This is a genomic window from Streptomyces sp. NPDC088923 (assembly GCF_044749745.1).
Classification (GTDB): domain Bacteria; phylum Actinomycetota; class Actinomycetes; order Streptomycetales; family Streptomycetaceae; genus Streptomyces.
The window spans coordinates 160,870-187,024 of the sequence record NZ_JBIVIO010000001.1; the positions used below are offsets into that span (position 1 = coordinate 160,870).

Here is a 26,155-nt window from a genome sequence, read left to right on the forward strand (position 1 = left end):
CTGAGGCGGCTGTGCGCGTGCGCCGGGGTCAGCCGATGCGGACGGTCTTGTCGACGGTGACCTGGTCGATGTCGGAGGTACGGACGGTGACGCCGAGCTGCCAGCTGCCCGCCATCGGGATCTGCACCCCGGACGCGCTCCAGTGTCCGGGCGCGAGGTGCTGCGGGCGGACCGCGATCGGGCCGAGGTTCTTCTCGGGGAGCGTGAGCGAGAGACGGACCTCGGGCACGTCGAAGGGCGCGCCACCAGGGCGTTCGATGTAGACGTGCACGGCGTTGGCGCCCGAGCGGCCGGGGTCGGCCTCGATCAGGACGGTGCCCTTGCCGTTCTCGCCGCCGGTGTCGAAGGGGAGCTTCACGGAGACGGGCGCGCCGCTCGTGGCCCCGCTCGCGCTCTTCGCCGCGGACACCTGCTCCTCGGTACGGCCCGGCTCGGTCGTGGTGAGCACGGTCGTGACCCCGAGCAGGACAACGGCGATCCCCGCCTCTATCAGTACGGAGCGGCGCAGCCCGGAGCGGAGCGGGTCGGCGTCCCGCGTCCGCTTCTCCTTCGCGACCCGAAGGGCCGCCCTCTGCCGCGCGAGCTGGGCGGCCCGCACGGGATCGGTGACCTCCCCGTCGTCGGCGGAGGACGTGCCGCGGGCGCCGCTCCCCTCGCGCGCGGCGGCCTCCTCCGTACGCTTCGGCTCCGCCTTCCGCGCCGCGGGGGCCTCCTTCCGTCCCGCCGCAGGGGCCTCCTTCCGCGCCCCCGGCACCGCCGCCACCGTCTCGCCGCTCTGCGTGAGGCGGCTCGTCCAGCGGCGGGAGAAGAAGGCGACGGCGACGAGGAGGACGACGAGGCCGACCTTCACGAGGAGGAGCTGCCCGTAGGAGGTGCCGGTGAGCGCCGACCAGGTGCCGAGCTGGCGCCAGGACTGGTAGATCCCGGTGCCGACGAGGACGACGACGCTTGTGAAGGCGAGTCGCGAGAAGCGGTCGACGGCCACGGACTCGATGGCGGGGTCGCGGTAGAGCGCGACGAGCAGCGCGGTGAGTCCGCCGAGCCAGGCGGCCACCGCGAGCAGGTGCAGGATGTCGACCGGCATCGCCACGGAGGTCTGGAGCCCGACCGAGGCGTGCTCGGCGAGCGCCCAGGTCGAGGCGAGGCCGATCGCGACGACGGGACCGCCGATCGCGAGCCCGAAGCCGAGGTCGCGGCGCTCGGCGGCGTCCTCGCGCCGCGCGTACGCGCCGAAGAGCACGGCGATGAAGAGCGCCGCGACGGCGAGCAGGAGCAGCCGTGAGACGAGGGCGGCGCCGGGCTTCGTCTGGAGCACGTCGCCGAGCGCGCCGAGGTCGAAGACGTCGGAGAACTTCCCCGAGCCCGTGTACGAGCCGCGCAGCACGAGCAGTGCGAGGGTCGCCGCGGTGAGCGCGACCCAGCCGCTCACGACGAGGCGTTGCAGCGCGCGCAGCCGGGTGCCGCGCGGCCAGCAGCCGAGCACGAAGGCCGCGCCGCCGACGAGGACGACGAAGCCCGCGTACGCGACGTACCGTCCCACGTCGTAGAGGAAGCCGACGAGCCCGCCGCCCGCCTCGGCCTCGGGGACGACGGCGCTCGTCTTCGACGGCGCGCCGATCGAGAAGGTGAAGGCACCGGCGACGGGGTGGCTGTCGGCGGAGACGACCTGGTAGGCGACGGTGAAGGTGCCGTCGGGGAGACCGGCGTGCAGTTTCACCGCGTAGCGGGCGCGCGAACCGCTGCTCAGGTCGGTGAGCTTTCCCGTGTCGACGCGCTCGCCGGAGGGGTCGAGGACGCGGACCGCGTTGTCGGAGACGCCGATCTTCTCGGAGAAGTCGAGCACGACGCGTTCCGGCGCGGTGTCGAGCACGGAGCCCTGCTTCGGGTCGCTGTCGACGAGTGCCGCGTGTGCCGAGGCGGGCGCGGCCCCCGCGAGCACGGCGAGCAGCGCGGCCGCGAGGCTCGCGAGGAGGAGGGCGAGCCTGCGGCCCCCCGGGGCACGGCGACGGGCCGCACCGGGCCGGCCGCCCCCGGGGGCGCGACGGGCCCCCGGGGCGCGGGCGGTGCTCAGAGCGAGTGGTGCGGGGCTGCGCATCGGGTGCTCCTCACTGCTTGTCCTGCGTTTCTCCCGCCGAGGGCGGCTGGTAGGTCGTCTCCTTCACCGGCAGAACGGCCTTGACGGCCCCGGACTTCGCGAAGTGCAGGGTGACCGTCACGGTCTCCCCGCGCTTCGGCGTGTGCCGGAGCCGCTCGAACATGAGGTGATTGCCGCCGCGGGCGAAGTCGAGACGGCCGTGCGCGGGGACCGCGAAGGAGTCCTGCTCGCGCATCTCGCCGTCCTTGGTGCTGTGCAGGGTCACCTCCGCGGCGAGCGGGCTGGTCACGGAGGTGAGGCGGTCGGCGCCGCCCTTGTTGGTGACGACGAAGAACCCGGCGGCCATGTCGTGGCCCACGGGCTGCGGTACGTAGCCGGTACTCACCTTCAGCTCGGGCTTCGCGTCGTCGGAGCCGCCACCGTCGCCGCCGCAGGCGGTGAGGGTGAGGGCGAGACCCCCGGCGAGGAGCGCGAGCAGCCCCGTACCGCCGCGCATGCCGCGTACACCCGTCCCTCGCGCGCGCCCTGTGCCGGAGGCGCCGCGCGGGCCTCGTGCCCGTTCTCCCGCCGTCACGGCTTGCGCCCCTCGACGAGCTTGGGCAGGTCCTTCGTGTAGTCGTCGGCGGTCGCCTGCTCGCCGTACAGGACGTAGCCCTTGTCGGTCTTCGGTGAGAAGGCGACGACCTGGGTGCCGTGGGTGGAGACGGTCTTGCCGTTCTTGTCCTTGTGCGCGGGCTCGACGCTGATGCCGAGCTGGCGCGCGCCCGCCTGGATGGAGTCGAAGTCGCCGGTGAGGCCGATGAAGTCGGGGTCCTGGCCCTTGAGCCAGGAGCCGAGGGCCTTCGGGGTGTCGCGCTTCGGGTCGGTCGTGACGAAGACGACCTGGAGCTTCGCGCGCTCGGCGGCGGGCAGCTTCTTCGCGGCGATGGCGATGTTGCTCATGGTGAGCGGGCAGACGTCGGGGCAGTTCGTGTAGCCGAAGTAGACGAGTGTCGGCTTTCCGGCCGTCCGCTCCCGGAGGTCGAACTTCTTGCCCGCCGTGTCGGTGAGAACGAGGTCCGGCTTCGTGAAGGGCTGGTCGAGCACGGTCGCCGCCTTCTGCGAGCCGGGGGCGGCCGAGACGTCGACGACGGCGTTGTCCTTCTTGTCGCCGTCGTCGCTGCCGCCGCAGGCGCCGAGGGTGAGCGCGGCGGCGGTGACGAACGAGGCGGCGAGGAGCGTGGAGCGGCGGAGGCGGGCGGGGCTGGTGGTGCGCATGTGCGGAGTCCTGAACTGAGAAGAGGGAAGTGGGGGGCGGGGCGCCGCGAGGAGCGCCCCGCCCGCGGTGAATCAGTCGCTGGTGGCGGTACGGCGGCGGCCCGCGAGCACCCCGAAGGCCACCCCGGCCGCGCCGACGACGATGCCGACGACGGCGAGGACGCGCGCGGTGGTGTCGGACGAGTCGCTGTCGCTGTCGGAGGAGGCGGTCGCGGTCTTGTCGTGACCGCTCTCGTCCCCGCCCTCGGCGGCCCCGCTGTCGCTCGCCGAGCCGTTCGCCGCCGAGCCGTGGGCGTCATCGGCCGCGGCGCTCAGCGTGAGGACGGGCGCGGGGTCGTCCGGCTCGCTGCCGTCGCTCTTCGGCTCCTCGATCCACCGGACGACCTCCTTGTTGGAGTACGTCTGGAGGGCCTTGAAGACGAGTTGGTCCGCGTCCTCGGGCAGGGGCCCGAGCGAGAGCGGGAACTGCTGGAACTGGCCCGGCTCGACGCCCTTGCCGTCAGCGGTCCAGGTGATCTTCGACGGGGCCTCGGTGACCTTCTCGCCGTGCATCTCGACCGGCTTGTCGAGCTTGGCCTCGGTGACCTTCACGGTCCAGCCGGGCACCGGCTGCGGCTGCGCGGAGGCGAGGGGGTGGTCGGTCGGGAGGTTGACCTCCAGCTTCACGGTCGAGGCGTCGTCGCGCTCGTTGGGCACCTTGAAGTTGACGGTCGCGTAGCCGCCCTTGGCGGCGGCCCCCTGCGGGGCGACGGTCACGTGCGCGGCCGCGGGGCCCGCGAGGACGAGGACCCCGGAGGCGGCGAGCGCGCCGAGGACCGCGAGGCGGGTACCGCGGCGGCGCCCGGTGGGGGAGGCGGTGGGGGCGTACGTCTCGTCGTACGAAGCGTGCATGGCGAAACTCCACTTTCGGCAGTGGGGAACGGTGAGGTGGCCTCGCGCCCGTTCGACGGCGCGCGGCGGCACGACGCGGCGGCACCGGGGCACGGACAAAGCCGGGCCCGGCGGGTGTGCCGGTCGTGGTCAGGCGGCGAGAGTCAGCCCCGCGCGCGGCGGGCCCCGCCTGATCACCGAGTGCCGGATGGCGGCCCCGTGCCGGGGCAGCCGTTCCTCGTCCCCGCGGGCGGCGCGCGGCTGCCGCAGCAGCGCGAGCGCCACGAGCCGCAGCCGTACGAGGGCGAGCGCGGACCACAGCGCGCGCAGCCGCGCCCCGGCGGCCACCGCCGCGAGCAGCTGTCCCGAGAGCCGTACGAGTCCGAAGAGGGACCGCTCGCCGTGGCGCAGCAGCCAGCCCGCGACGAGCGCCGCGAGCAGGTGCAGGAGGAGCATCGGCAGCGAGGGCAGCGCCCCCATGCCGGGATGCGCGTGCGCCGCCGGGTCGTCGAGCCCGGCGGTCGCGAGGATGTGGTGCGCCTCCAGGGGACTCAGCGAGGAGGCCCCCGCGCCGCACACGAGGCGCGCGGCGCGCTCGGCGGCGCTGTCCGGCGCCGGGCCCATCGCCATGCCCTGCTGGCCGAGCCCGAAGAGGGCGTGGAGCCCCAGCTGTCCGGCGGCGAGCAGCGCGGCGATACCGGGCAGCGAGCGTTCCCGGCCCGCGAGCGGGCAGACGACGAGGAGGACGAGGAGGAAACCGAGGCCCAGGCTCCACAGCGGGACACCGGCTCCCGAGGCCGTGGAGTGCCCCAGCGCGGACAACACGACGCAGACCGCGGTGAACACCGCGGCCCTCAGCAACCGGAGTCCCGCTCCGGCGCGCGTGAACACGTGGGGGGCAGCCATGGCGGGCCCATCATCCCATCGCGTCCCCCGGCGTGGGCGGGCAGGTCCGCAAGGTCCCGAAGGTCTGCTTGGGCGGGGATGGCGACGGTACGGGGGAATGGGGGCGTCCGGCGTGCGACGGGTGTGGCACGTGGGGCGCCCGGGGCGGGTGGCCGGAGGCCGGTGATGGCGTGAAGTTCCCGCCGGATAAGTGTGGCTCATCCCGTATTGCCCTGACTTCACGGTGTCAAGAGGGCGGTTGAGGGGCGGTGTTGGCGGCAATACGTACTTCTATGTCGAGCCGTGCACAGGAGGCTGGAACATGAGCATCTGGTGGTCACTCCATCTGCGGCGCGAGGCCGCGAGCGTCCCGCTCGCCCGGAAGCTGCTCGCCGGTGCCATGGACACGGCCGGCGTCGATCCCGACACCGCGTTCGACCTCTCCCTCGCGCTCACCGAGGCGTGCGCCAACGCCGTCGAGCACGGCGGCGCGAACACCGCGAAGTACCGCGTCACGGTGCGCCTCGACGAGGAGCGCTGTCACATCGAGGTCAGCGACTCGGGACCGGGCTTCCGGGGACGCCGCGGCGTCCCGCTGCGCCGTACCCGCCTGGAGGCGGAGAACGGCCGCGGCCTCGGCATCATCAGCGAACTCTCCGACCACGCCCAGTTCCGCAACCGCGCGGGCCGCGGCGGCGCGGTCGTCCGCTTCGACAAGCTCCTGAAGTGGCGCGAAGGGGCCCCGCTGGCGGTGGCCTGAGGCGACGCGGGGGGATGCCCGGCGCCGATACGCGGACGAGGCGCCGTACGCCGATGAACCGCCCGCTCCCCGCGCCGTACGCCGATGAACCGCCCGCCGGGTGCTGCCTGGGCCGACGAACCGGCCGCTCCCCGCGTCGTACGCCGACGGGCCGGCGCCCCCGCGAGGGGACGTCGGCCCGTCCACGTACCGCCAAAGTGGTTCAGCCCTGGACGCGGGCCATCCACGCCTCGACCTCGTCCGGGGTGCGCGGCAGCGCGGCCGACAGGTTCCGGTTGCCGTCCTCCGTGACGATGAGGTCGTCCTCGATCCGCACGCCGATACCCCGGTACTCCTCGGGCACCGTGAGGTCGTCGGCCTGGAAGTAGAGGCCCGGCTCGACCGTCAGGCACATGCCCGGCTCCAGGACACCGTCCTTGTACGTCTCGGTGCGGGCCACCGCGCAGTCGTGGACGTCGAGACCGAGCATGTGCCCGGTGCCGTGCAGCGTGAAGCGGCGCTGGAGGCCCAGTTCGAGCACGCGGTCGACGGGGCCTTCGAGGATGCCCCACTCGACGAGCCGCGTGGCGAGCACGCGCTGCGCGGCCTCGTGGAAGTCCGCGTACTTGGCACCGGGGCGCACGGCCGCGATCCCGGCCTCCTGCGCCTCGTACACCGCGTCGTAGATCTTGCGCTGGAGCGCGGTGAAGGTGCCGTCGATCGGCAGCGTGCGCGTCACGTCGGCCGTGTAGAGGGTGTGCGTCTCGACGCCGGCGTCGAGGAGCAGCAGCTCACCGGCGCGGACCGGACCGTCGTTGCGGACCCAGTGCAGCGTCGTGGCGTGCGGCCCGGCGGCGCAGATCGAGCCGTAACCGATGTCATTGCCCTCGACGCGGGCGCGGAGGAAGAAGGTGCCCTCGATGTAGCGCTCGGAGGTCGCCTGCGCCTTGTCGAGGACCTTCACGACGTCCTCGAAGCCGCGCGCGGTCGAGTCGACGGCCTTCTGGAGTTCACCGATCTCGAAGGCGTCCTTGACGAGCCGCGCCTCGGAGAGGAAGACGCGCAGCTCCTCGTCCCGCTCGCCCGTCACCTTGTCGGTGAGGACGGACTCGATGCCCGCGTCGTAGCCGCGCACGACTCGCACCGGGCCGGTCGCCTCGCTCAGCGCTCCGGCCAGTTCGCGGACGTCCTTCGCCGGGATGCCGAGCAGCTTCTCGGCCTCGGTGAGGGAGTGCCGACGGCCGACCCACAGCTCGCCCTGGCCGTCGAGCCAGAACTCGCCGTTCTCGCGGTTCGAGCGGGGCAGCAGGTAGACGGTCGCCTCGTGGCCGCTCGCGGTCGGCTCCAGGACGAGGACACCGTCCTGCGTCTGGTCGCCGGTGAGGTACGCGTACTCGACCGAGGAACGGAAGGGGTAGTCCGTGTCGTTCGAGCGGACCTTGAGGTTGCCCGCGGGGATCACCAGGCGCTCACCGGGGAAGGCGGCCGACAGCCTGGCGCGGCGCGCGGCGGTCTCCGCGGCCTGCGGGATCGGCTTCAGGTCGTGCAGCTCCGTGTCGGCCCAGCCGGTCCGCATGCTCTCCGCCAGCTCGTCCGAGACGTTGCGGTAGAGGCCGTTCTTGCGCTGCTTGATCGCCTCCTCCTCCGACCCGTCCTCGGTGCTCGGAACCTGCTGTCCGCCGTCCTGCATGGGCTGTCTCCTTTACGAACGCCTGATTCAGCCATCGTACGGTTGTCCGCACTTCCGGCCAGGGCGTGCGCAAGGGCGCGAGGAGCGCGCGCGGGCGGGCCGCCACCAACTCCGGTACGGACTCCGCTCGTCCGGCGCGGGGGTGGTGCGGCTGTGAGCACGGCCACAGGGCAGCGCGTATGTTTCACGTGAAACATCGCGAGGAGCGCATGAGTGATGTTCCACGTGAAACATCGCAAGGGGTGATATGGCGATGTTCCACGTGAAACATCGCTATTCCCGCTCGCGGCTCGGTCGAAGGCCAGCCGCGACTCGTTCGAAGGTCAGCCGCGGCTCGTTCGAAGGCCAGCCGCGGCTCGGTGGAAGGTCGGCCGCGGCTCAGTCGAAGGTCAGTGCGAGGAGCGCCAGGTCCTCCCCGGTCGGCAGGGCGCGCTCCGGCAGCAGCCGCCCGAGGAGATGGTCCGCGAGCGCCCCCGGATCGCGCCGCAGCCGCAGCGGGCTGCTCGCCGCCGCCGCGTGCAGCCGCGCGAAGGCCCGGTCGGCGGTGTCGCCCGTGGCCCGCAGCAGCCCGTCCGTGTAGAGGACGAGCGACTCGCCGGGCTCGGGCCGCACCTCGACGCTCGGCGCCTCCCAGCAGCTCAGCATCGTGAGCGGTGCCGAGACGGTGCTCTCCAGGTACTCGACGCGGCGCGGGCCGATCAGGAGCGGCGGCGCGTGCCCGGCCCCCGCGAAGCGCAAGCGCCTGCCGTCCTGGCCGAGGTGCGCGTAGAGCGCGGTCGCGCTGCGCCCCGGCTCGCTGAGCCGCAGGACGAGTTCGAGGTCGGCGAGCACCGCCGCCGGGTCCTCGCCCTGCAGCACGGCGTACGCCCGCAGGGCCCCGCGCAGCCGCGCCGCCGCCGCGAGCGCCTCGGGGCCCTCGCCGCTCGCGGTCCCCACGGCGAGTCCGCAGCCCCCGTCGGGCAGGGTCAGCGCCTCGTACCAGCTCCCGGCGCCTCCCGGACCGGCGAGCCAGCGCCCCGCGAGGCGCGCGCCGGGGACCCGGGGCAGCGTCCCGGGGCCGAGGTGCGCGCGCAGGGCCGCCGTCTCCCGTTCGGCCGTGTCCTGCGCGCCGAGCAGTACGAGGTGGCTCGCGGCCTCGCGCGCGTAGAGGGAGAGGAGGCGGCTCTGCCGCGAGGAGGGGGCGGTCGGCTCGGGGAAGGACCACAGCGCCGAGGCGAAGATGTGCCCCGCGTCGCAGAGCGGCACGGTGTACGTGGCGGCGCAGCCCAGGCTCCGGGCCACGGCCGCGCAGCGCGGGTCGAGCCCGGGTTCGGCGAGGAGGTCGCGACGGGTCACGGGTGCGCCGGTGCCCGCCGCGAGCAGCGCGCCGTGCGAGGTGCATTCCTCGGGCAGCGCCTCCAGCCGGCCGAGTTCGCCGCGATCCAGGCCGAGACCGTGCACGCGGGCGGGGTGGCTCGCGGCGTGCGTGAAGCGGACGAGGCCGCGCTCCGCGCCGAGCAGCGTGGCGCCCGCCCGCAGGAGTTCGCCGAGCGCGTCCTCCGTGGTACGGGTGCGGTGCAGCCGGCCGCTCAGTTCCTGGAGGGTGCTGAGGTCGAGCAGCCAGGAGGCGAGGCGCTCCTGGAGGGCGAGCGGTGCGCGGGCCGGGGCCCCGCCCGCCCGGGACGCGGCGCCGCCCGGAGCACCTGCGGGGGAGGGGAGCGAGGCATCGGCGGAGGGCTCGGCCGAGGCGTCGGCATTGTGGGCGGGGGAGGGATTCGGGGAATGGGTTCCGGCCACTTTCGGGGCGGGCGGGGTGCTCATGGTGTCCGGCTCTCTGGCAGGTGCCGGTGGCGCGTCAGCATCGCAAACCCCCAAAGTGTGCTGCGGCTGGGCGAGAGATTCACATCTACACGGGTACGTCACGGCATGTCCAGCATTGTCCGGTGCTGTTTCCCGGTGTCCGTGGCCTCGGCAACGGGGTGCGCGCAAGGCGGTCGCGGGGTGTGCGTTGCGCTGCGGAACACCAGGTTGGCCGGAAAAAGAGGTGCGGACAGGGGGTTGGGGTCGACTGTGGGAGTTCGCCCTCCGGCGACGCCGGAATGCGAACGGCGCTCGGGGAGCGTCACCGAGGTCGCTCGGGGTACTTACGTGGATGAGGGCTGCGACCCAGTGGGGGCTGGGCCGGAACCCTGTGACGCGCGGAAGGCGTCCTGAACGACAGCACAACGGGGCGGTACGGCACGGAGCCCGGCGTGATGCGTCGGAATCCTGGCCGACCGGGGCTGGGGCCCGCCGGGGCGGGCGGGCCCACCACCGGCCCACGACCGGCCCACCACCGGTCAGGGAACGGCCGGCCCGGACCACGACCGGCCCGCGGTGAGCCCGCGCACCGGCCACGCGGCCCCGGCGCGGGACACATACGCGTCCGCCCCGCGCGACACGTACCACGAAGACCCGTACGACAGCCACACGTACGACGTACGACAGAGACCACGTACGAATCCGCCCGACGCGCACCGCGAACAGCACGGGGCCGCGCTCGCGTCGGACCGCACCAGGCGCACGTACGACAGCACCAGACGCACGCTCGGCGACCGGGCCGCGCTTCCCCGCCCGGGAACCGCACCGGCACCGCACGCACCACTGGCACCGCACGCACCACCGGCACCGCAGGCAACACCCGCGCCGCAGGCACGCTCCCGGCGCGGGCAGCAGCAGGCAAACGATCCGCACCGCAGTGGTGTGGCTCCTCGGCGTCCCACGGAAAGGAACAAGCGCGTATGCGTGAGATCCCCGGAAAGCACCGCAGCTCAGGGCCGGGTCGCACGGACGGCCCCGGCAACCCCGAGGCCGCCGCGCTCTTCGCGACGTGCTGGAAGTGGCCGGTCCTGCCGGGCGTCGGTACCCGGGCCGCGCGCCGCGCGCCGCACCCCGCGCTGCGCCCGGCCGAGCACTGCGCCTGCCCGGACCCGGTGTGCGCCCGGCCCGGCGCGCACCCCTTCGAGCCCGGGCTGCTCGCCGCGACGACCGATGCGCGCATGGTGGCCTGGTGGTGGCGGCAGCGCCCGCAGGCGCCCGTGCTGCTCGCGACGGGCGAGGGCGAGGCGCCCTGCGCGCTGAGCGTGCCCGCCGCCGTGGGCCCCGCGACGCTCGCGGCGCTCGACCGCGCGGGAGTGCGTCTCGGCCCCGTCGTGGCGGGTCCCGAACGCTGGGCGCTGCTCGTCGCCCCGTACGACCTCGCCCGCCTCGGCGCGCTGCTCCACGCGATGGACAGGGTCCCCGGCGCGCTGCGCTTCCACGGCAGCGGCGGCTATCTCGTCCTGCCGCCCTCGCGCACGGGGGCGGGCACGACGGGCTGGGCGCGGGGACCGCTGCCGGAGCGGGACGACGTGACGGCGGGGAAGCGGCAGGGCGCAGGGGACGGAACGGCGCGGACGCGGCAGGGCGTACGGGACGAGCCGGCGCGACCGTGGCTGCCGGAGGTGGAGACGCTGCTCGGGCCGATCGTGGAGACGCTCACCCGGCCGGGGGTCAACGCGCCGGAGTTCTGAGCGCGGAGGCCGGGATACGCGGTGGGCGCGCCGTGCGGCTCGCGGCATACGCCTCGCGGCGTGCGGCGTGACCTGCGTCCGGACATGGAAGGACCCGGTTGCTGGCGACGGGGGATGCACCAGCAACCGGGCTAATTGAACGGTAACAAGAGATCGCCGGTTCGCAAATTCGGTCTCATCCGTTCGGGCCCGGTCTTAAGCAGACTTTGCCTCCGGGTGTGACCGGACTCACGCGGGTGTGCGTCGTGCGCGCCGGCGTCGTGCGTCAGTTGAGCGTGACCTGGCGGTTGGTGAGACCGGCACGGGCCCGGCGCTCCTCGGCGGTGAGCGGCGTCTTCGCGGCGAGTGCCGCGTCGAGGCGCTCGGCGAAGGAGGCCGCGGGCTTCTCGGTGTCCGCCGCGCTCATCGTGCTCGGCAGGTCCCAGACGGGCACGGTCAGCCCGTGCGCGCGGAAGGAGCCGACGAGCCGGGTGCCCTCGCCGAGCGAGGACTCGCCGGCCGCGTGGAGCCGCGCGAGCGCGTCGAGCAGCCGCTCCTCGGGCACCGTCGTGACCCACCGCAGGTGGTTCTTCTCCGGTACCTCGCACCAGTACGCGGCGTCGACGCCGCTGAGCCGCACGGTCGGCACCGCCGCCGCGTCGGCGCGCTCCAGCGAGGCCGTGACCTCGGCGGACGCGTTCTGCGCCTCGCCCTCGGGCAGCCAGAAGGCGAAGCCCTCGTGGACCTCGGGAACGAACGGCGCGTCGAGATCCAGCAGGTCCTGCAGGCGCGGCCCGTCGACAGGCGCGCGGCGCGCCTCGACCGGGTTGCCCGGCTCGGCGGCGAGCGCACGGCGGAGTGTGTCGGCGAGGTCGCGGCTCAGGTCGCCCGAAGCGGTGTCGTTCTGGAGACCGAGCAGGACGGAGCCGTCCTCGCGGCGCAGCGCGGGCCAGGCCATCGGCAGCACGGTCGCGAGCGTCACAGCGGGTACGCCCTCGGGCAGGCCGCCCGCGAGGTGGAGCGGAACGGTCGCGGCCGGTACGAGTTCGCGCAGCGCGACCCAGTCGGCCTCACCGGGCAGCCCCTCGAACGGGCGGCTGACGAGTTCGGTCGCCGCCTGCGCGGCGGCCCGCCCGTGACACGCCTTGTACCGGCGGCCCGAACCGCACGGGCAGGGCTCCCTCGCCCCGACCACCGGAACCTCACCGCCCGCGAACGCGGTGCTCGCCTTGCCCTTGGACTGCGGGCGCTTCTTGGCCATCGTCGGTGTTCTCCCGTCACGGCTCGGCTGGTACGGCGGCGAGCCTAACGCTTCGGACCATCTCGCCCGCACGCGCTCGAACGGGTGAACGGGAGTGGGTGCGGGAGCAGAAAGGGCGGGGGTGCGCGTTGGGGTGGACGAGGGATCTGAAGGGGGTCCGGCCTCCGCCCCGGTTCAGCTCCCGCCGAAGGTTCAGCCCGCTCCGCCCCCGGTTCAGCCCGCTCCAGCGTTCAGCCCGCTCCCCCGCCGGTTCAGCCCGCTCCGCCGAAGCGCGGTGTCCGGTAGGGGGAGCCGCCGAAGCCGCCGCCCCCGCCGAAGCCGCCGCCACGACCGAAGCCCTTGCCCCGCCCGAAGCCGCTGCCACCGCTGAGACTGCCGCCGTTCCCCCTGCGGCCACCGCCCCCGGCGGCCCCCGGCTCCGCGTCCGCGAAGCCGGGCTCGTCGAGGCCCAGGTCCGCCAGGCCCGGGACGGCCGCCGCGCCGGTGACGCGGCTCGCGAAGTCCTCGGCACGATGGTCGTCGGGCGAGAGCGTGGCCCACACGGTGACCTCGCCGTGCGGTTCGTCGCGGACGCCCCACTTCTCCGCGAGGGCCGTCACGATGCCGAGACCACGGCCGCCGTGCGCGCTCACCGAGGGCGTCGAGGGAACGGGCCGGGTGGGCCCCCCGCCGTCCGTGACCTCGACGGTCAGCCGACCGCCGGGCGTCACCTCCCAGGCGGCGAGGACGTCACCCTCCTCGAACTCCTCCGCGCCCGGACGCGCCGTCTCCTCCGGCAACGGTCTGCCGTGCCGACAGGCGTTGCTGAGCAGTTCGGAGAGGACAAGGACCGCGTCGTCGATGACCGGGTCCGGCACTCCGTGCCCGGTCAGCTCGTCCCGCAGCCGATGCCGTGCCCGTCGTACGCCCGATGGACCGTGCGGTACGGCCATGCTCGACGACGCGGGCACTTCCTGTGCGACCACCGTTGCCACCCCCGGAACCTCCTTCGCCCCCACGCCAGGGAGTCAATGCCCCCCTGGACTGCACCGGAAACCGGCCAACGGCCGCAGTCCCAGGGATTCGCTCCGGCTGCCACGGAGCGGATGCGTGGGAGTACTCCGTGTACATGACAGCCCGTCCCGGGAGACAGCGGTTACCACGAGCGGACCGGATCATTCGGTCGCGTGCGGGGTACGCGGCCCGCGCCCGGCGCCCACGCCACCCCCGGTGTCCTGCGAACATTCCGCCGTCATATGCATGGGGCGCTCACCTGCGGGACCCCGCCCGGCCCGGGCGCCCGGCCCGCTCGCACAGCCCGCGCCCCACCCCGTCCCGCGCCCGGCGCCGCCCTGCACAGGACCCGCCCAAATCCCCCACCCACCCCGACCGCAAGATGATTTCCAGCCGTCGCCCCACCCCAGTCCCGGCCGCCGCGCCGAAACCGCCCGCGCCGAAACAGCCCGCACCGAGACCGTTCCCCCGCCGAAACGGTCCGCACCGAGACCGCTCCCACCCCCGCAGCCTCACCTCCCGAGCTGCTGGAGCACCGCCCGGGGCCGGTTCGTGATCACCGCGTCGACGCCGAGCCGCACGCACAGGTCCACATCCGCCGGATTGTTGACGGTCCAGACGTGCACGGGGTGCCCCGCCTCCTGCATGCGTGCCACGTACGCGGGGTGGTTGCGGACGAGACGGATGCTCGGCCCCGCGATCCGCACCCCCGGGGGCAAGCGGCCCTCGCGGTGCCGGGGGGACGCGAACTGGGTGAGGTGCACGGTCGGCAGGAGTGGCGCCAGCGCCCGTACGCGGTGCAGCGAGCGCGCCGAGAAGCTCATGACCCGAACGGGTGAGGGGGCGGGCCGGAAGGGATCGTCCGCCCCTTCCCTGTCCTCGGCCACCCCCGTCTTGCCCGTGAGCCCGAAGCGTTCGAGGAGGTGGATGAGACGCTCCTCCACCTGCCCGGCCCAGCGGGTCGGGTGCTTCGTCTCGACGGCGAGTTCGAGCCGCCGCCCCGAGGCGTTCGTGTCGACGAGGAGTTCGAGCAGTCGTTCCAGGGTGAGGACGGAGGTGGTCTCCGGGTCCCAGTCGGGCGACTCCTCGGCCTCGTCCCGGCCCTTCCAGGAGCCGAAGTCGAGCGCGGCGAGTTCGGCGAGTTCGAGCGCCGAGACGGCGCCGCGCCCGTTCGACGTGCGGTTGACCCGCCGGTCGTGGACGCACACGAGGTGGCCGTCCGCGGTGAGGCGGACGTCGCACTCCAAGGCGTCGGCGCCCTCCTCGATGGCCCGCGCGTAGGCCGCGAGCGTGTGTTCGGGCGCGGCCTCGGAGGCGCCGCGGTGGGCGACGACCTGGGGGGTGTGGTGTCGAGCGTCGGTCACGCCGCCATGCTCCCATCGCACCCCCCACCCCCGCGCGGCGCACGAAGCGCCCGCGGGCGCCGCCACCCTCCCCGCGCGCTCCCCCACGCGCTGGCGCAGCCGCTCCTGTGCGAGCTTCCGCCAGGGCCTGTACAGGGCATGTACGGGGCGTGTACGAGCACTGTGCGGCGCCTGGGCGGGGGCGCGCGCGGGGGGCGTGCGGGGGTGTTTGATGGGGGCGTACGGGTGCACGTCCGGAGTTTTCCGGGGCGCACTCCAGTCGGGTTCCCGCAGGGAAACCGGTGGGCCGATCGGTGTGCTCGCGGTGATGATCGACATGACGCGTACACACAGGGTCGGCTTACAGTGCCCTGACGTGCGGTGGGAAAAGCTGACCGCAGACGAACGACTGTGCACGACGAGCGTGCGCGACGATCGAGAAACCAGCACCGGCGCTCCGGCGCCGGGCGGGTGGACTGCTCGCCGGGAGGCGGGCGTGCACCCACTCGTGGGACCCGTAACGACCGTGGGACCGCCGTGACCGAGGAGACTGAGCCCGTGAGCACCGAGAACGAGGGCAACGAGGTACCCCCCGCCCCGTCCGCACCTCCCGCTTCGGCCGAGGGCTCGGAGCGGCGAGCGGAGACCGGCCTGAGCGACCGTACGGACCTGGCTGGCCCGATCGACCGTACGGACCCCGTCGGCCCGAGCGACCGTACGGACCCCGTCGGCCCGAGCGAGTCGGCCGCGCCCGCCCCGGCGGCCCCCGCCGCCCCGGCGGAGCAATCAGCCAGCACCATGGCCTTCGAGAAGCCGGTCACCCAGTCGGAGCCCCGGCCTGCCACGGCTGCGGCCCCCGGAGCCGCCCCCGAGCCGCCCGCCATGCCCGGCCAGCCCCCGCAGCCCCCGTCCGCCGCCTGGCCCCCGCCCCCGCCGCCGGTCCCCGCCTACCAGTCCGGCGGCCCGCAGCAGGTCTACCCGGGTGCGCCCGGCACCCCCGGCGAGGGACAGCCGGCGGCGCAGCACGGCCACGGCGGCTACGCCGCTTACGGCCCGGGCGACGCGCAGGGCTATGGCGGTCACGGCGGCTACGGCGGCGACCAGGGCGGCAACGGCGGCTGGGGCGGCGGCGCCTTCCAGCAGCCGCAGTCGCAGCCGCCCCGCCGCAAGCGCGGCCGTGGCGTCTTCCTCGCCGCCGTGATCGTGGCCGCGCTCGTCGCGGGCGGCGTCGGCGGCGGCATCGGCTACTGGGCCGCCGACCGCGACGACAACGGGACGGGCTCCACGACGATCGCCGCGGCCGACAGCCCCGCGAGCACCAAGCGCGCCGCCGGCTCCGTCGCGGGCATCGCCCAGGCGGCGCTGCCCAGCGTCGTGACGATCGAGGCGCAGGGCGGCGACGGCGAGGGCTCCACGGGCACCGGCTTCGTCTACGACAAGCAGGGCCACATCCTCACCAACAACCACGTCGTCGCCTCCGCCGCCTCGGGCGGCAAGCTCACCGCGACCTTCTCCAACGGCAAGAAGTACGGCGCCGAGGTGATCGGGCACGCGCAGGGCTACGACGTCGCGGTGATCAAGCTCAAGAACGCCTCGGGTCTCAAGCCGCTCGTGCTCGGCGACTCGGACAGTACGGCCGTCGGTGACTCGACGATCGCGATCGGCGCGCCCTTCGGCCTGTCGAACACGGTGACCACGGGCATCGTCAGCGCCAAGGACCGCCCGGTCGCCTCCAGCGACGGTGAGAGCGCGAAGAGCTCGTACATGAGCGCCCTCCAGACCGATGCCTCGATCAATCCGGGCAACTCCGGCGGCCCGCTCCTCAACGAGCGAGGCCAGGTCATCGGCATCAACTCGGCGATCCAGCCCGGCAACTCGGGCGGCGGCCTCGGCGGCGGCTCCAGCCAGGGCGGCTCGATCGGCCTCGGCTTCGCCATCCCGATCAACCAGGCGAAGCGGGTCGCCGAACAGCTCATCAAGACCGGCACCCCGGTCTACCCGGTGATCGGCGCGACGGTGTCCCTCGAAGAGGGCATGGACGGCGCCACGGTCTCCGACCAGGGCGCGGGCAGCGACCCGGCCGTCACCCCCGGCGGCCCCGCCGCGAAGGCCGGCCTCAAGTCGGGCGACACGATCACCAAGTTCGACGACACGATCATCGACAGCGGCCCGACCCTCATCGGCGAGATCTGGACCCACCAGCCCGGCGACAAGGTCAAGATCACCTACAAGCGCGACGGCAGCGAGCACACCACCGAAGTCACCCTCGGCCAGCGCAAGGGCGACGACTAGACCGGTACGCTGTACCCCGCCCCACCGGCCTCCGGCGGGGCGGGGAGGGTTGCCCGAGCGGCCTAAGGGAACGGTCTTGAAAACCGTCGTGGTGGCGACACCACCGTGGGTTCAAATCCCACACCCTCCGCCCGAGGTCAGGAAGACCGCAGCTCAGAAGGGGCGCACCGCGTTGGCGGGGCGCCCCTTCGGCGTGGGGGCGCCCCTTCGGTGTGAGGCGGCGGTCGCGGCTGCCTGCGGCCCGGACGGGATCCGTACCGGCGTCTCCTCGGCGGCGAGCAAGTCCTCTTCAGGACAAGTCCTTTTGAGGACTTAGGATGTTGTGGTTGTCGCGCACCAAGGAGAGTCGTCATGGCGAAGCGGTACGAGAAGATCGCGGACGAACTGCGCGAAGAGATCCGAAGAGGTCACCCGGCACCCGGGGAACGGCTCCCGGCGGAGACGGCCCTCGCTGAGAAGTACCGCGTGAGCGTGCCGACGATGCGGCAGGCGATGGGGGTGCTCCAGGCTGAAGGGCTCGTCGAGCGCGTCCACGGCCGCGGCACCTTCGTACGGAAGGAGCGCACCCGCAACCACCGGACGAACGAGCGGCATCAGTGGGAGAAGGACCGGGCCAGGCACCCGGAGGAGGAGCGCGCCGAGACCGGAGCGACCGAGCAAGACACCGGCCTCACCCTCTCCGACCTTGTGTTCCACGCCGAGTACGTAGAGACCGAGGCCGACGACGACTTGGCCGGCGTCTTCGGCGTCAAGGCGGGTACGCGGCTGCTCGAACGCCGATACCGGACGCGGCAGCGGACCGAGGACGCGCCGTTCTCGCTCATCTCGTCGTACCTCGTGCACGACATGGTGAGCGCGAACCCGGACCTGCTCGACGCCGCCAACGAGCCGTGGCCGGGGGGCACGCAGAACCAGCTCTACACGGTCGGCATCGAACTCGGCTACGTCGAGGAGCAGGTCACCGCGCGCCCGCCCACCGTCGAGGAAGCCGAAGAACTGGACATCACACCGGGCGTGTCCGTCCTCGTTCTGCGGAAGACTTCGCGAGCGACGGACGGGCGGGTGGCCGAGTTCTCGCGCGTCATCCTGCCCGGCGACCGTACGGAGCTGACCTTCGTGACCCCCCTGCGAAAGTGGTGACGGTGACCCCTTTGAAGACCATCTCTGTCATCACGGCCGTGCACTCGCCCGGCGCGCACCACCTCCCGGACGCCTACAAGTCCCTGCTGGCACAAGAACTCCCCGCCGGGTGGGACTGGCAATGGGTTGTACAAGAGGACGGCCAGACGGACGAGGTCGTCCCGTACGTGCCGGACGACGGCCGGGTCTCCTTCGGGCAAGGGCGCGCGGGCCGGGCCGCGATGGCGCGGACGCTCGGGCTGGCGCGGGCGCGCGGCGAGATCGTGAAGGTGCTCGACGCGGACGACCAACTACCGCCGGGGACGCTCGCCCGGGACGTCGAGGCGCTCGAACGCCGACCCGACGTCGGGTGGACGACGTCCCGCGTTCTTGACCTGCTCCCGGACGGCAGCACCGTGGGGTTCGAGGGAGACCCGCCCGCGGGGGAACTGGCGCGCGGCAGCGTCCTGGACTACTGGCGTACGCACGACTTCCGGGCGTCCGTGCACCCGGCGACGCTTGCGGTACGGCGGGACCTGCTCCTCGCGGTCGGCGGTTGGATGGCACTGCCCGCGAGCGAGGATACGGGGCTCCTCCTCGCGCTCAGCGCGGTGAGTGCGGGTTGGTTCAACGCCGAGACCGGGCTGCTCTATCGGAAGTGGCCGGGGCAGGTCACGAGCGATTCGACGCACACGGACCCGACCGAGCGGGAAGCGCGTATGGCGGTGATCGCGGAGCGCGCGGCGGCGCTCGCGGCGACGGGGTGGACCTACTCCCCGGCCGCCGGGGTCTGACCGTCGCGGCGGCTCTCGGGAAGGATGAGGGCGCGGGCCGAGTGGTCCGCGCCCTGGAAGACCCCGAGCACGCCGAGGTCGGCACGGGCCGCCTCGTGGAAGGCGTTGATGGCACGGAAGGCGTCCCGGTTCAGCTCGCGCCACTCGGCGAGCGGCCCGTCCGTCGTCCCGCGCGCCTGCCAGTCCACCGCCTTTGTCGCGGTGTTGACCGCGTGCGCGGCTTCGATCACGTTCTCGTGGGCAAGGAGCATGACGCGCTCGAACGCCCGGCTCCGGGCGCCTTCCGCGTCGGTCAGATGCTCGGCGAGGCGGTCGTACGGGTGCGGCGACTGAGCGAGGCCGGTACGCGCCTCGTAGAGCGCGACGGCGGAGTAGACGCAGGTCCGCACGGCGTCGATGTACACCGCGTACGTCTCCAACTTCCGCTCGTCCCACCGCGTGAGCAGCGTGTGCCGGACGCGCTGCCGCTCCAGCATGTGGTTCGTGAGGTGCGTCGTGAGCGCCCCGATCACGACGGCCCCGATCGTGACGACCTGCCCGACCACATCCATCCCGCGACTCCCCCGTGTCGACGTCGACTTGCGCATGGTCTCAGAGCAGGACGTCGGCATCCACCCGTGAGAAGACGAGATCGGACTCCCCGGTGACCTCGCCGCGCAGCCGCCGCAGCGGAGGAAGGGGGGCGCGCACGGCGGCGGGGTACGAGCCCGGCGAGTAGTCGTTGGGCAGGCGGTACGGGTGGAAGCCGGCGGCGGCCATGGTGCCGAGCAACTCAGTCGCGGAGTCCCCCAGTTCCGACATGCGGGAGGGGGTGACCTCGACGGTGACCTCGGCGTCGGGGCGGAGCTTGCCGAGGAGCGGGGCGAGCCCTCGTACGGCCTTCCCCTCGGCACCTTCCACGTCAACCTTGATCACGCGCGCCCGCTGTACCTCGTCCAGGGTGAGCAGCGAGGAGAGAGGCGAGGCGGGCACCTCGTGCCGCGCCTCTATGGGCCCGTCGTACGGAACGATGCTGTTCGCGCCCATGTTGGCGGAGCTGGCGAGCACGAGAGTGAGCGTCTCCTCTCGATCGGAGACGGCCTGTTGGACAACGCGCACGTGGTCGGCGCGATTGAGCCGGAGGTTCGCCCGCAGCAACTCCGCAAATGCGGGGGAAGCTTCAACGGCGACGACGGAACCACGTGGCCCAACGAGCCGAGCTCCGAGCGCGGAGAAGTACCCGATGTTCGCTCCGACGTCCACAAAGACGTCCCCGGGCTTGAGCCGACTGCTCAGCCACTTGGTGAGGTTGGGCTCCCACATCCCGAACATGTAGATGTACCGCTGGATGAGGTCGCGGGTGTCGATGTTGAACCGAGTGCCGACGCGGGTGCGGCACTGGCGTCGACGAGGAAAGGTACAAAGAAGGCCATTGAGGTAGGAGTCAACGACGCCGGGCTTGCCAGTAACGCCGGGGGCGTGTCGCACGTAAATCCGCGCGGCCCTTGCGGTGAGGGTATTCAAGTTGAACGCCCCGTCTCCTGCTCTGCCTAGTGGAAGCTCTCCAGATAAGCCGTCATCTCCGGCGATTTTGGAAGCACCCTGCTTCTAATGGCGCAGACCAGTATGCTACCTCATGCAGAATCGGGGCGGACGTTGAAATTGTAGGGATTCCGGAGCAAGGATCTGTTGCCGCGGCGCTCTAGATTTCCTGTTACTTCAACTGTTATTCCGATATCGTGCGCGCGAGTGGCGAGAGAGTAGTCGTCTTCAGGCAGATCTAGCCAGATACGGCGTAGGCGGCTATTTGATTGGCCTTCAACGATGCCGGCAATGCTAACCTCTCCAGCTCCAAATGCTCCTTCTCGGTGCAGTCGGACAACGGCGCCGACGATCGTTACGTCATCTTCTGGCGCGGCGGCGCGCATTTCTTTTGCTGCATCGCGCAGAACGCCTACCTGATCTCGACTCAATGTGATGGGAGCTGTCGATGTCACTGGACGTGATAGCGCCCACGTAGCGTCGATTCTTGCTTGCCCGCCTTCCTTAGTAGTGAATCCGGCTAGCGCCTCGCAGAGATTTGCGTTAACTCCACATTCCGCGCGACGGGTGAATGCCTCGATTCCGTTGTTATCTTGAAGTACTTCGCTTGCGGCTCCGATCGCTTCCTTTGTTGCTTCTCTAAGCTTCAGTGAGACAGATCGCTCGAAAGGCTGACTGGCCTGCCTTACGAGAGGGTCATCTACCTCGATTTCGGTCTGACTATTGCGGCCAGATACGGGAATGTAGGCGGTAAGGATATAACTGCCTTCAAAGGTGGGGCCAAGTCGGACTGATCTCATGAATTCGAGCGCCTTAGTGGGCTTGCGAGCTGGCTGCACGACTCTCGGTTGGGGGGTTGCAGTCAGGACTGCACCCGAGAGAACCCATTGCCGCAGGCTTTCAAAGGCTTTTACACCCTCTTCGATTGGCGTCGTTCCCGGCTCCGCGTCGGGGTCGGTGTGGATGTAATGCACATCGGCATCCGATACCGAGATCTCCAGTGAGATCTTTGCCTCACTGCGCCCTTCGGCCACAGAGAGCGTCTTCAAAAGCGTCGCAACATGAGAGTCGTAGCCGCGCATTTGGCGGTGGCGGGGGAGGAACACCTCATAAGCTTCGTCCTGGGTGCTCCACAGAACTCCACCGGGCTCCTGATGTGAGACCCAGTCGTTGGCCATAAGGTACAGAGTGATGCGGCCTGGATCACTGGCCTGCGAGAATTGATATCCACCGGGCTCAATCATCGCACCGCTTCTCTCGTCTCGTGAATCTCGCCCGTGACCAATTGCGTCAAAGTCTCAACAGTTAGCAGGTTTTGTCGGGGTATGTGTACTGCCTTTGTGGATTGCGCTTCGGGGTTGATTGGGTCGTGGCTCATGATGTTGACCCAGTAAATTGCATGTTGGAAATTATTCGAATTGTGAGTCGAGACTACATAATCGGCCTTTGTGGCTGGAGTGTGCACTAGGAACAGGTAGCGGTTGGTTGGCAGGTCTACTCCTACGCGTCCGATCAGGTCGTTGTAATTCTTGACAGGAATCGAGTAGGAGAACGCGTCACCTACGTATCTGGGATTGCAGCACGACTTAACCTGCGCTTCAATGAGCGGGTAGCGCATGGTGCCGGTGGCGCCGGGAAATCCTATTTGGATGTCTACGCCATCCGTGTCTAGGGCTCGTTTCCCAGGGTTCAATCCAGCAGCGCAAGAGAGCGCCCATACAAGCCCTTCCGCGAAGTGGCCTTGCCAAACCTCGCTCTGGAACCCGGCCACGCAACGCCCCCTTGCCGCTGTCCATGCCTTGTCGGGCCATGGTCGTTGAAGAGGAGTACTCAGCGCAATGGGGGCAGCACGCACCGAATGCGAACCTGCACTCTTCGCGTGGTATGTCGCAGTGGGCTGGCTTATCGACACGGCGCGCAGTTTGAACCCTTGTGTTAAAAAAGGCTGTTATCATACCAGTGTTTCACGATGTAGGCGGGAAGTCGTGGGGCCCGCAGTCTCTGTTCTTCGAGTCCGAAGTCCAGGTCTCGCTGGAGGGCTCGGGTCCGTGGCGTCGTCGTACGAGTTCGGCGCTCAGGGCGGTGGCTCGCCGGAGGCGGGCTGAGGTGACGGGCATGTTCGTCTTCAGGGCGGTAGATGACCCTGCCGGAGACAGGTATGAGGGTCCGGGTCTGAAAGCGGACCGCAGTCGGGCCGGGATTCTGCCGCGAGGCTGGTGGGGCATTCCTCGTAAAGAGACCGCGCGGCGGCCGTGACCGTACGCCTCCAGGGCCCGGGTGCGCACCCCTTGATGGCCATCGCGCACCGCTCAAGGGCGCCAGGTACGCAGGCATCACCTCGGTCAGCGCCCTCGCCGCCCGGCCACCGGCCGGGGACATGCTCAGCCTTGGCGCCGGGTGCTTGTTTCACGTGAAACATCGGTTGCGATGTCCGGAACTTGGGTGATGTTTCACGTGAAACATCGGGAGCGACCGCGTACTTACGGGCATGTTTCACGTGAAACATCGAGGAAAGCGAGGTGTTCATGGCGGAAGTGCGGACGCTGGATTGCTGGGAGGGCGCTCCGCGGAGCGCTGTCGACCGGGTCTGGTACGTCAGTTACGGCTCCAACATGAGGCTCGCCCGCTTTCTCGCGTACGTACGGGGCGGCCGGGCCGAAGGCGGAGCGCTGGAGCATCCGGGGTGCCGTGACCCGGAACCCCCGCGCGCTTGGGCGGCCCTGGAGTTGCGGGGACGGTTGTACTTCGCGACGGAATCGCGGATCTGGGGCGGTGGGCGCGCTTTCTTCGAGCGGCCGGAGGACTCGGGCCCGGGGAGGATGGACTCGGATACGGGGCCGAAGGGCTCCGGCATCGGGTGGACGGGCCCTCATGCGGGGTGGGTCGGTCGCGGTACGGGGCGGGTGCTGGCGCGGGCGTACGACGTGAGCCGGAACCAGTTCGCGGACGTGGCCGCTCAGGAGATGTACCGGGCACCGGGTGAGGGGCCCGCTCTGGAGACGGTGCTCGCGGGCGGGGAACGCGCGGTGCGGTGCGGTCCCGGACGTTACGAGACGCTGCTCTGCCTCGGCGCGCTCGATGGACGGCCCGCGCTCACCTTCACCGCGCCCTGGCGGGCGGCCGACGTGGCGCCGAACCCTCCCTCGACGCGTTATCTGACCCAGCTGGCCGGGGGACTGGGCGAGACGGGGGCATGGAGCGCGGCCGTGATTCGGGCGTATCTGGCGACGGCAGCGGCGGCGTAGAGCGTCGTTTCCCGGCCGGGTGCGGGACGTTTCCCGGTCGCTCTGCGTGCCGGGCCGTCGCTCCTCGGCCACGCGCTCGTTGCTCTGGGCAAGGCCCCGGCGGCCCGGCGCCCGTCGCCACGTACCGCCGGGGACCGAGCGACGGCATGCCGACGCGACTGCATGACGGCGCGACTGCGTGTCGACCTGACGGCACGACTGCCTGATGGCACGACGGCATGACAGCGCATGGCGACAGCACGGACGATGGAGTGAGGTAACGGGCGTGGTTTCCGGCTGGGAGTGGGACGAGACGCTGTTCTCGGGGGCTGCCCCGTACTACGAGCGCGGACGCTTGCCGTACGCGCCGGGGCTCGCGAAGGCGCTGGCGGGAGCGCTGCGCCTGGACGGGCGCGGGCGCCTGGTGGACGTGGGGTGCGGCCCGGGCACGCTGACGCTGCGGCTCGCGCACCTGTTCCGCGAGGTCGTGGGCGTCGACCCGGACCGGGGAATGATCGCGGAGGCCGGGCGGCGCGCGGCGGGCGCGGGACTGACGGGGAAGGTGCGGTGGGTCCGGGCGCGGGCTGAGGAACTCCCGGCCGGGCTCGGCAGCTTCACGGTGGCGACCTTCGGCCACTCCTTCCACTGGATGGACCAGGAACGGGTGGCCCGCACGGTGCGGGGAATGCTGCGACCGGGCGGCTCGCTCGTGCACGTGGCGGACCTCAAGGACGAGGTGCGGACGCTCGCGGGACTGCCCTACCCGGGCGTGCCGCACCAGGAGATCGAGGAGCTCGTCCAGCGCTACCTCGGCCCCGTGCGCCGCGCGGGGCAGGGCGTGCTGCCGGAGGGGACGCCAGGAGGCGAGCGCGGGGTGCTCGCGCGCTCGGGCTTCTCGGCCCCGGAGCGGCACGTGGTGCCGGGCGGCCAGCCCCTGGAACGTACGGACGACGACCTCGTGGCCTGGGTCTTCTCGCACTCCTCCGCCGCCCCGCACCTCTTCGGCCCGCGCCGCGAGGACTTCGAAGCCGAACTGCGGCGCCTGCTCCGCGAGGTATCCCCGCCCGGCCTCTTCTCCGAACGCCTCCCCAGCACCGAGGTGTTCGTGTGGCGCCGCGAGGACACGTTCGCGGAGCCGGAGCGGGTGTGAGGCGTGAGGGGGCCGTCGAGGGCGAGGGCGCGAGGGCCGGGGAGGACGCGGGGTGGGGAGGCTGTCCGGAGCGGGGGAGGCTGTGCGGCCCGGGCCCTGGAGGCTCTCGCGGTGCGGGCGCCGGTCGTGCGCGGCCTCTGCCGTTCGGGCTCTCGCTGTGCGCGGCTCTCGCTGTGCGCGGCCTCCGCTCTTCGTGGATTCCCCCTGTGCCGGGCTCTCTGGGCCGAAGGGGCTCTCGGCGGGCCCGCCTCCTTACGGTGCGCGTTCCGGCGTTCCGGGTCGCGAGTTGCCGGGTGCGAGGCGCGGTGCGGTACGGGCGAAGGCGGAGGCGACCGTGCGGGCGGCCTCGTGCGGCGGGAGACCCGTGGCGTGGGCCGCCGCGACAAGGCGCGCGGCGAGCTCCCGGCTGGCGAGACCGTGCTCGCTGACACGGCAGGCGGCCCAGTAGAGGCGGGTATCGCGTTCGCCGGGCAGCGAGGCGCGGACGAAGCGGAGCAGCGCCTCGGTGGCGCGCTCCGGGCCGGCGGGATGCCGGCGGCCGGCGTAGGGGACCGGGCGAGGCGGGGGCGCGAGGAGACGGAGCAGCGCCTCCGGGGCCGGAGCCGGGCGGGGCGGGCCCGGCGGAGCCCCGGGCAGGAAGCGGTAGACACCGCGGGTGGTACGGGAGCCGGGGCCCACCACATAGCCCCCCGTGCCCCGGACATCGATCCCCGGCGCGAGCCGGCCCGCCGAATTGCGCACGGTCAGCCCGGCGGGCGCCGAGAACCACAGGTGGGCACCACCACTCGGCGTGGCGACGCGGACGGTGGCCGGGAGGACGAAGCCGTGGCGGGCGCCGAGCAGCGCGAGGGCGCGCAGGGGATCGGCGCCGTGCTTCGTGTCGAGGTCGAGTCCGAGCAGGTGGTGTGGGGCGGCACCGCAGGCGATGCCGTAGCCGGAGGCCCGGGGTGCGCGGGCGAACAGGCCCCGGATCACAGCTGGTTCGGTGCTCGCGTCGTACACGCCGTGCCCAGGGAGCCCACAGGCGCCTCGGCAGGGGGCGGCGGAACCGGGGAGTGAGCCAAAGGGCGGGGCGAGTGCTCCGGGGGCCGGGGCGAGTGCTTCAGGGGGCCGGCCGGACGCACCAGCGACAGGAGAGTGAGGAGAGGCGGGGGCGCGGTGGGGGGAGGGGAGCGCGGGGCGCTTCGTGCGGCCGAGGGGGAAGACGGCGTAGCCGTGGGAAGCGGCGGCGAGGGCGAGCGCGAGCGGAGTGGGGTCGCGATCCATGGACCCAGTTTCGTACGCCAGTTCTTCTCCGGGCAGGGCGTGCGAGGGGTGGAGCGGCGCGTGCGCGGCGCACGGCGGACACGCGCGGTGGGAGGTATGCCGCTCCCGTCTCGGGGGTGATCTCAGGGTTTGCCCCGAGGGACCCTG

Annotated in this window: 22 protein-coding genes and 1 tRNA gene; 8 read left to right on the forward strand and 15 right to left on the reverse strand. The window is 72.0% G+C overall.

All coding sequences use genetic code 11. From position 1 onward, the window contains the following. Positions 1-28 precede the first annotated feature (28 nt). The 5 genes from ACIP4O_RS00810 to ACIP4O_RS00830 form a co-directional block, all read right to left on the reverse strand. Positions 29-2,095, reverse strand: coding sequence for a copper resistance CopC/CopD family protein (locus ACIP4O_RS00810; protein ID WP_401569878.1), 2,067 nt, complete (start codon positions 2,093-2,095; stop codon positions 29-31). 10 nt (positions 2,096-2,105) lie between these two features. Further along, complete coding sequence (locus ACIP4O_RS00815; protein WP_401569881.1) at positions 2,106-2,591, reverse strand: copper chaperone PCu(A)C; 486 nt, start codon at positions 2,589-2,591, stop codon at positions 2,106-2,108. A gap of 74 nt (positions 2,592-2,665) precedes the next feature. Beyond that, the gene (locus ACIP4O_RS00820; protein ID WP_401569884.1) at positions 2,666-3,352 is read right to left on the reverse strand and encodes an SCO family protein; all 687 of its coding nucleotides are present in this window, start codon (positions 3,350-3,352) and stop codon (positions 2,666-2,668) included. Positions 3,353-3,424: 72 nt separating this feature from the next. Continuing rightward, positions 3,425-4,243, reverse strand: coding sequence for a YcnI family protein (locus ACIP4O_RS00825; RefSeq protein WP_401569887.1), 819 nt, complete (start codon positions 4,241-4,243; stop codon positions 3,425-3,427). A gap of 129 nt (positions 4,244-4,372) precedes the next feature. Next, positions 4,373-5,128: a hypothetical protein gene (locus ACIP4O_RS00830; protein WP_401569890.1), complete on the reverse strand. Its 756-nt coding sequence runs from the start codon at positions 5,126-5,128 to the stop codon at positions 4,373-4,375. 301 nt (positions 5,129-5,429) lie between these two features. Between ACIP4O_RS00830 and ACIP4O_RS00835 the strand changes: the two genes are divergently transcribed. Continuing rightward, positions 5,430-5,867 carry an ATP-binding protein gene (locus ACIP4O_RS00835; protein ID WP_401569893.1) on the forward strand — a complete coding sequence of 146 codons (438 nt, stop codon included), beginning with the start codon at positions 5,430-5,432 and terminating at the stop codon, positions 5,865-5,867. A gap of 202 nt (positions 5,868-6,069) precedes the next feature. Here ACIP4O_RS00835 and ACIP4O_RS00840 read toward each other — a convergent pair whose 3' ends face one another. Beyond that, positions 6,070-7,536, reverse strand: coding sequence for an aminopeptidase P family protein (locus tag ACIP4O_RS00840; protein WP_401569895.1), 1,467 nt, complete (start codon positions 7,534-7,536; stop codon positions 6,070-6,072). Positions 7,537-7,914: 378 nt separating this feature from the next. Continuing rightward, a complete protein-coding gene (locus ACIP4O_RS00845) occupies positions 7,915-9,336 on the reverse strand; it encodes a PP2C family protein-serine/threonine phosphatase (protein WP_401569897.1) in 1,422 nt (473 codons plus the stop codon). Between the two features lie 959 nt (positions 9,337-10,295). On the opposite strand from ACIP4O_RS00845, the gene ACIP4O_RS00850 reads away from it, so the two are divergent. Next, positions 10,296-11,066, forward strand: coding sequence for a bifunctional DNA primase/polymerase (locus tag ACIP4O_RS00850; protein ID WP_401569900.1), 771 nt, complete (start codon positions 10,296-10,298; stop codon positions 11,064-11,066). 265 nt (positions 11,067-11,331) lie between these two features. On the opposite strand, the gene ACIP4O_RS00855 is transcribed toward ACIP4O_RS00850, so the two are convergent. The 3 genes from ACIP4O_RS00855 to ACIP4O_RS00865 form a co-directional block, all read right to left on the reverse strand. Further along, positions 11,332-12,306, reverse strand: a complete 975-nt coding sequence (locus ACIP4O_RS00855; protein ID WP_401569904.1) for a DUF5926 family protein — start codon at positions 12,304-12,306, stop codon at positions 11,332-11,334. Between the two features lie 251 nt (positions 12,307-12,557). After that, positions 12,558-13,280, reverse strand: a complete 723-nt coding sequence (locus ACIP4O_RS00860; protein ID WP_361326213.1) for an ATP-binding protein — start codon at positions 13,278-13,280, stop codon at positions 12,558-12,560. A 531-nt stretch (positions 13,281-13,811) separates the two neighbouring features. Next, positions 13,812-14,663, reverse strand: a complete 852-nt coding sequence (locus ACIP4O_RS00865; RefSeq protein ID WP_401569907.1) for a glycerophosphodiester phosphodiesterase family protein — start codon at positions 14,661-14,663, stop codon at positions 13,812-13,814. Positions 14,664-15,200: 537 nt separating this feature from the next. Between ACIP4O_RS00865 and ACIP4O_RS00870 the strand changes: the two genes are divergently transcribed. From ACIP4O_RS00870 to ACIP4O_RS00885, 4 genes are all read left to right on the forward strand, one after another. Beyond that, positions 15,201-16,934 (forward strand): S1C family serine protease, encoded by a 1,734-nt coding sequence (locus tag ACIP4O_RS00870; RefSeq protein WP_401569909.1) that lies wholly within the window; start codon positions 15,201-15,203, stop codon positions 16,932-16,934. A 43-nt stretch (positions 16,935-16,977) separates the two neighbouring features. Next, positions 16,978-17,064, forward strand: a tRNA-Ser gene (locus tag ACIP4O_RS00875). Between the two features lie 221 nt (positions 17,065-17,285). Continuing rightward, positions 17,286-18,074 carry a GntR family transcriptional regulator gene (locus tag ACIP4O_RS00880; protein ID WP_401569912.1) on the forward strand — a complete coding sequence of 263 codons (789 nt, stop codon included), beginning with the start codon at positions 17,286-17,288 and terminating at the stop codon, positions 18,072-18,074. 2 nt (positions 18,075-18,076) lie between these two features. Then, positions 18,077-18,847, forward strand: a complete 771-nt coding sequence (locus ACIP4O_RS00885; protein ID WP_401569915.1) for a glycosyltransferase family 2 protein — start codon at positions 18,077-18,079, stop codon at positions 18,845-18,847. Here the strand turns inward: ACIP4O_RS00885 and ACIP4O_RS00890 are convergent. The 4 genes from ACIP4O_RS00890 to ACIP4O_RS00905 all read right to left on the reverse strand — a co-directional run bounded on the left by ACIP4O_RS00890 (position 18,823) and on the right by ACIP4O_RS00905 (position 22,139). Continuing rightward, entirely contained in the window at positions 18,823-19,398 is a 576-nt protein-coding gene (locus ACIP4O_RS00890) for a hypothetical protein (RefSeq protein ID WP_401569918.1), read from the reverse strand. The two genes, ACIP4O_RS00885 and ACIP4O_RS00890, sit on opposite strands and share 25 nt — an antisense overlap. 40 nt (positions 19,399-19,438) lie before the next feature. Continuing rightward, positions 19,439-20,314, reverse strand: coding sequence for an FkbM family methyltransferase (locus ACIP4O_RS00895; RefSeq protein ID WP_401573748.1), 876 nt, complete (start codon positions 20,312-20,314; stop codon positions 19,439-19,441). Positions 20,315-20,460: 146 nt separating this feature from the next. Further along, on the reverse strand, positions 20,461-21,612 hold the full coding sequence (locus tag ACIP4O_RS00900) for a hypothetical protein (protein WP_401569920.1): 1,152 nt from the start codon (positions 21,610-21,612) through the stop codon (positions 20,461-20,463). Further along, positions 21,609-22,139, reverse strand: coding sequence for a DUF4365 domain-containing protein (locus ACIP4O_RS00905; protein WP_401569923.1), 531 nt, complete (start codon positions 22,137-22,139; stop codon positions 21,609-21,611). The genes ACIP4O_RS00900 and ACIP4O_RS00905 overlap by 4 nt, the downstream gene beginning before the upstream one ends. A gap of 754 nt (positions 22,140-22,893) precedes the next feature. Between ACIP4O_RS00905 and ACIP4O_RS00910 the strand changes: the two genes are divergently transcribed. After that, positions 22,894-23,613: a histone deacetylase gene (locus ACIP4O_RS00910; RefSeq protein WP_401569925.1), complete on the forward strand. Its 720-nt coding sequence runs from the start codon at positions 22,894-22,896 to the stop codon at positions 23,611-23,613. 265 nt (positions 23,614-23,878) lie between these two features. Next, entirely contained in the window at positions 23,879-24,742 is an 864-nt protein-coding gene (locus ACIP4O_RS00915) for a class I SAM-dependent methyltransferase (RefSeq protein WP_401569927.1), read from the forward strand. 252 nt (positions 24,743-24,994) lie between these two features. Here ACIP4O_RS00915 and ACIP4O_RS00920 read toward each other — a convergent pair whose 3' ends face one another. Beyond that, positions 24,995-26,008 (reverse strand): bifunctional DNA primase/polymerase, encoded by a 1,014-nt coding sequence (locus ACIP4O_RS00920; protein WP_401569930.1) that lies wholly within the window; start codon positions 26,006-26,008, stop codon positions 24,995-24,997. Between the last annotated feature and the right edge of the window lie 147 nt (positions 26,009-26,155).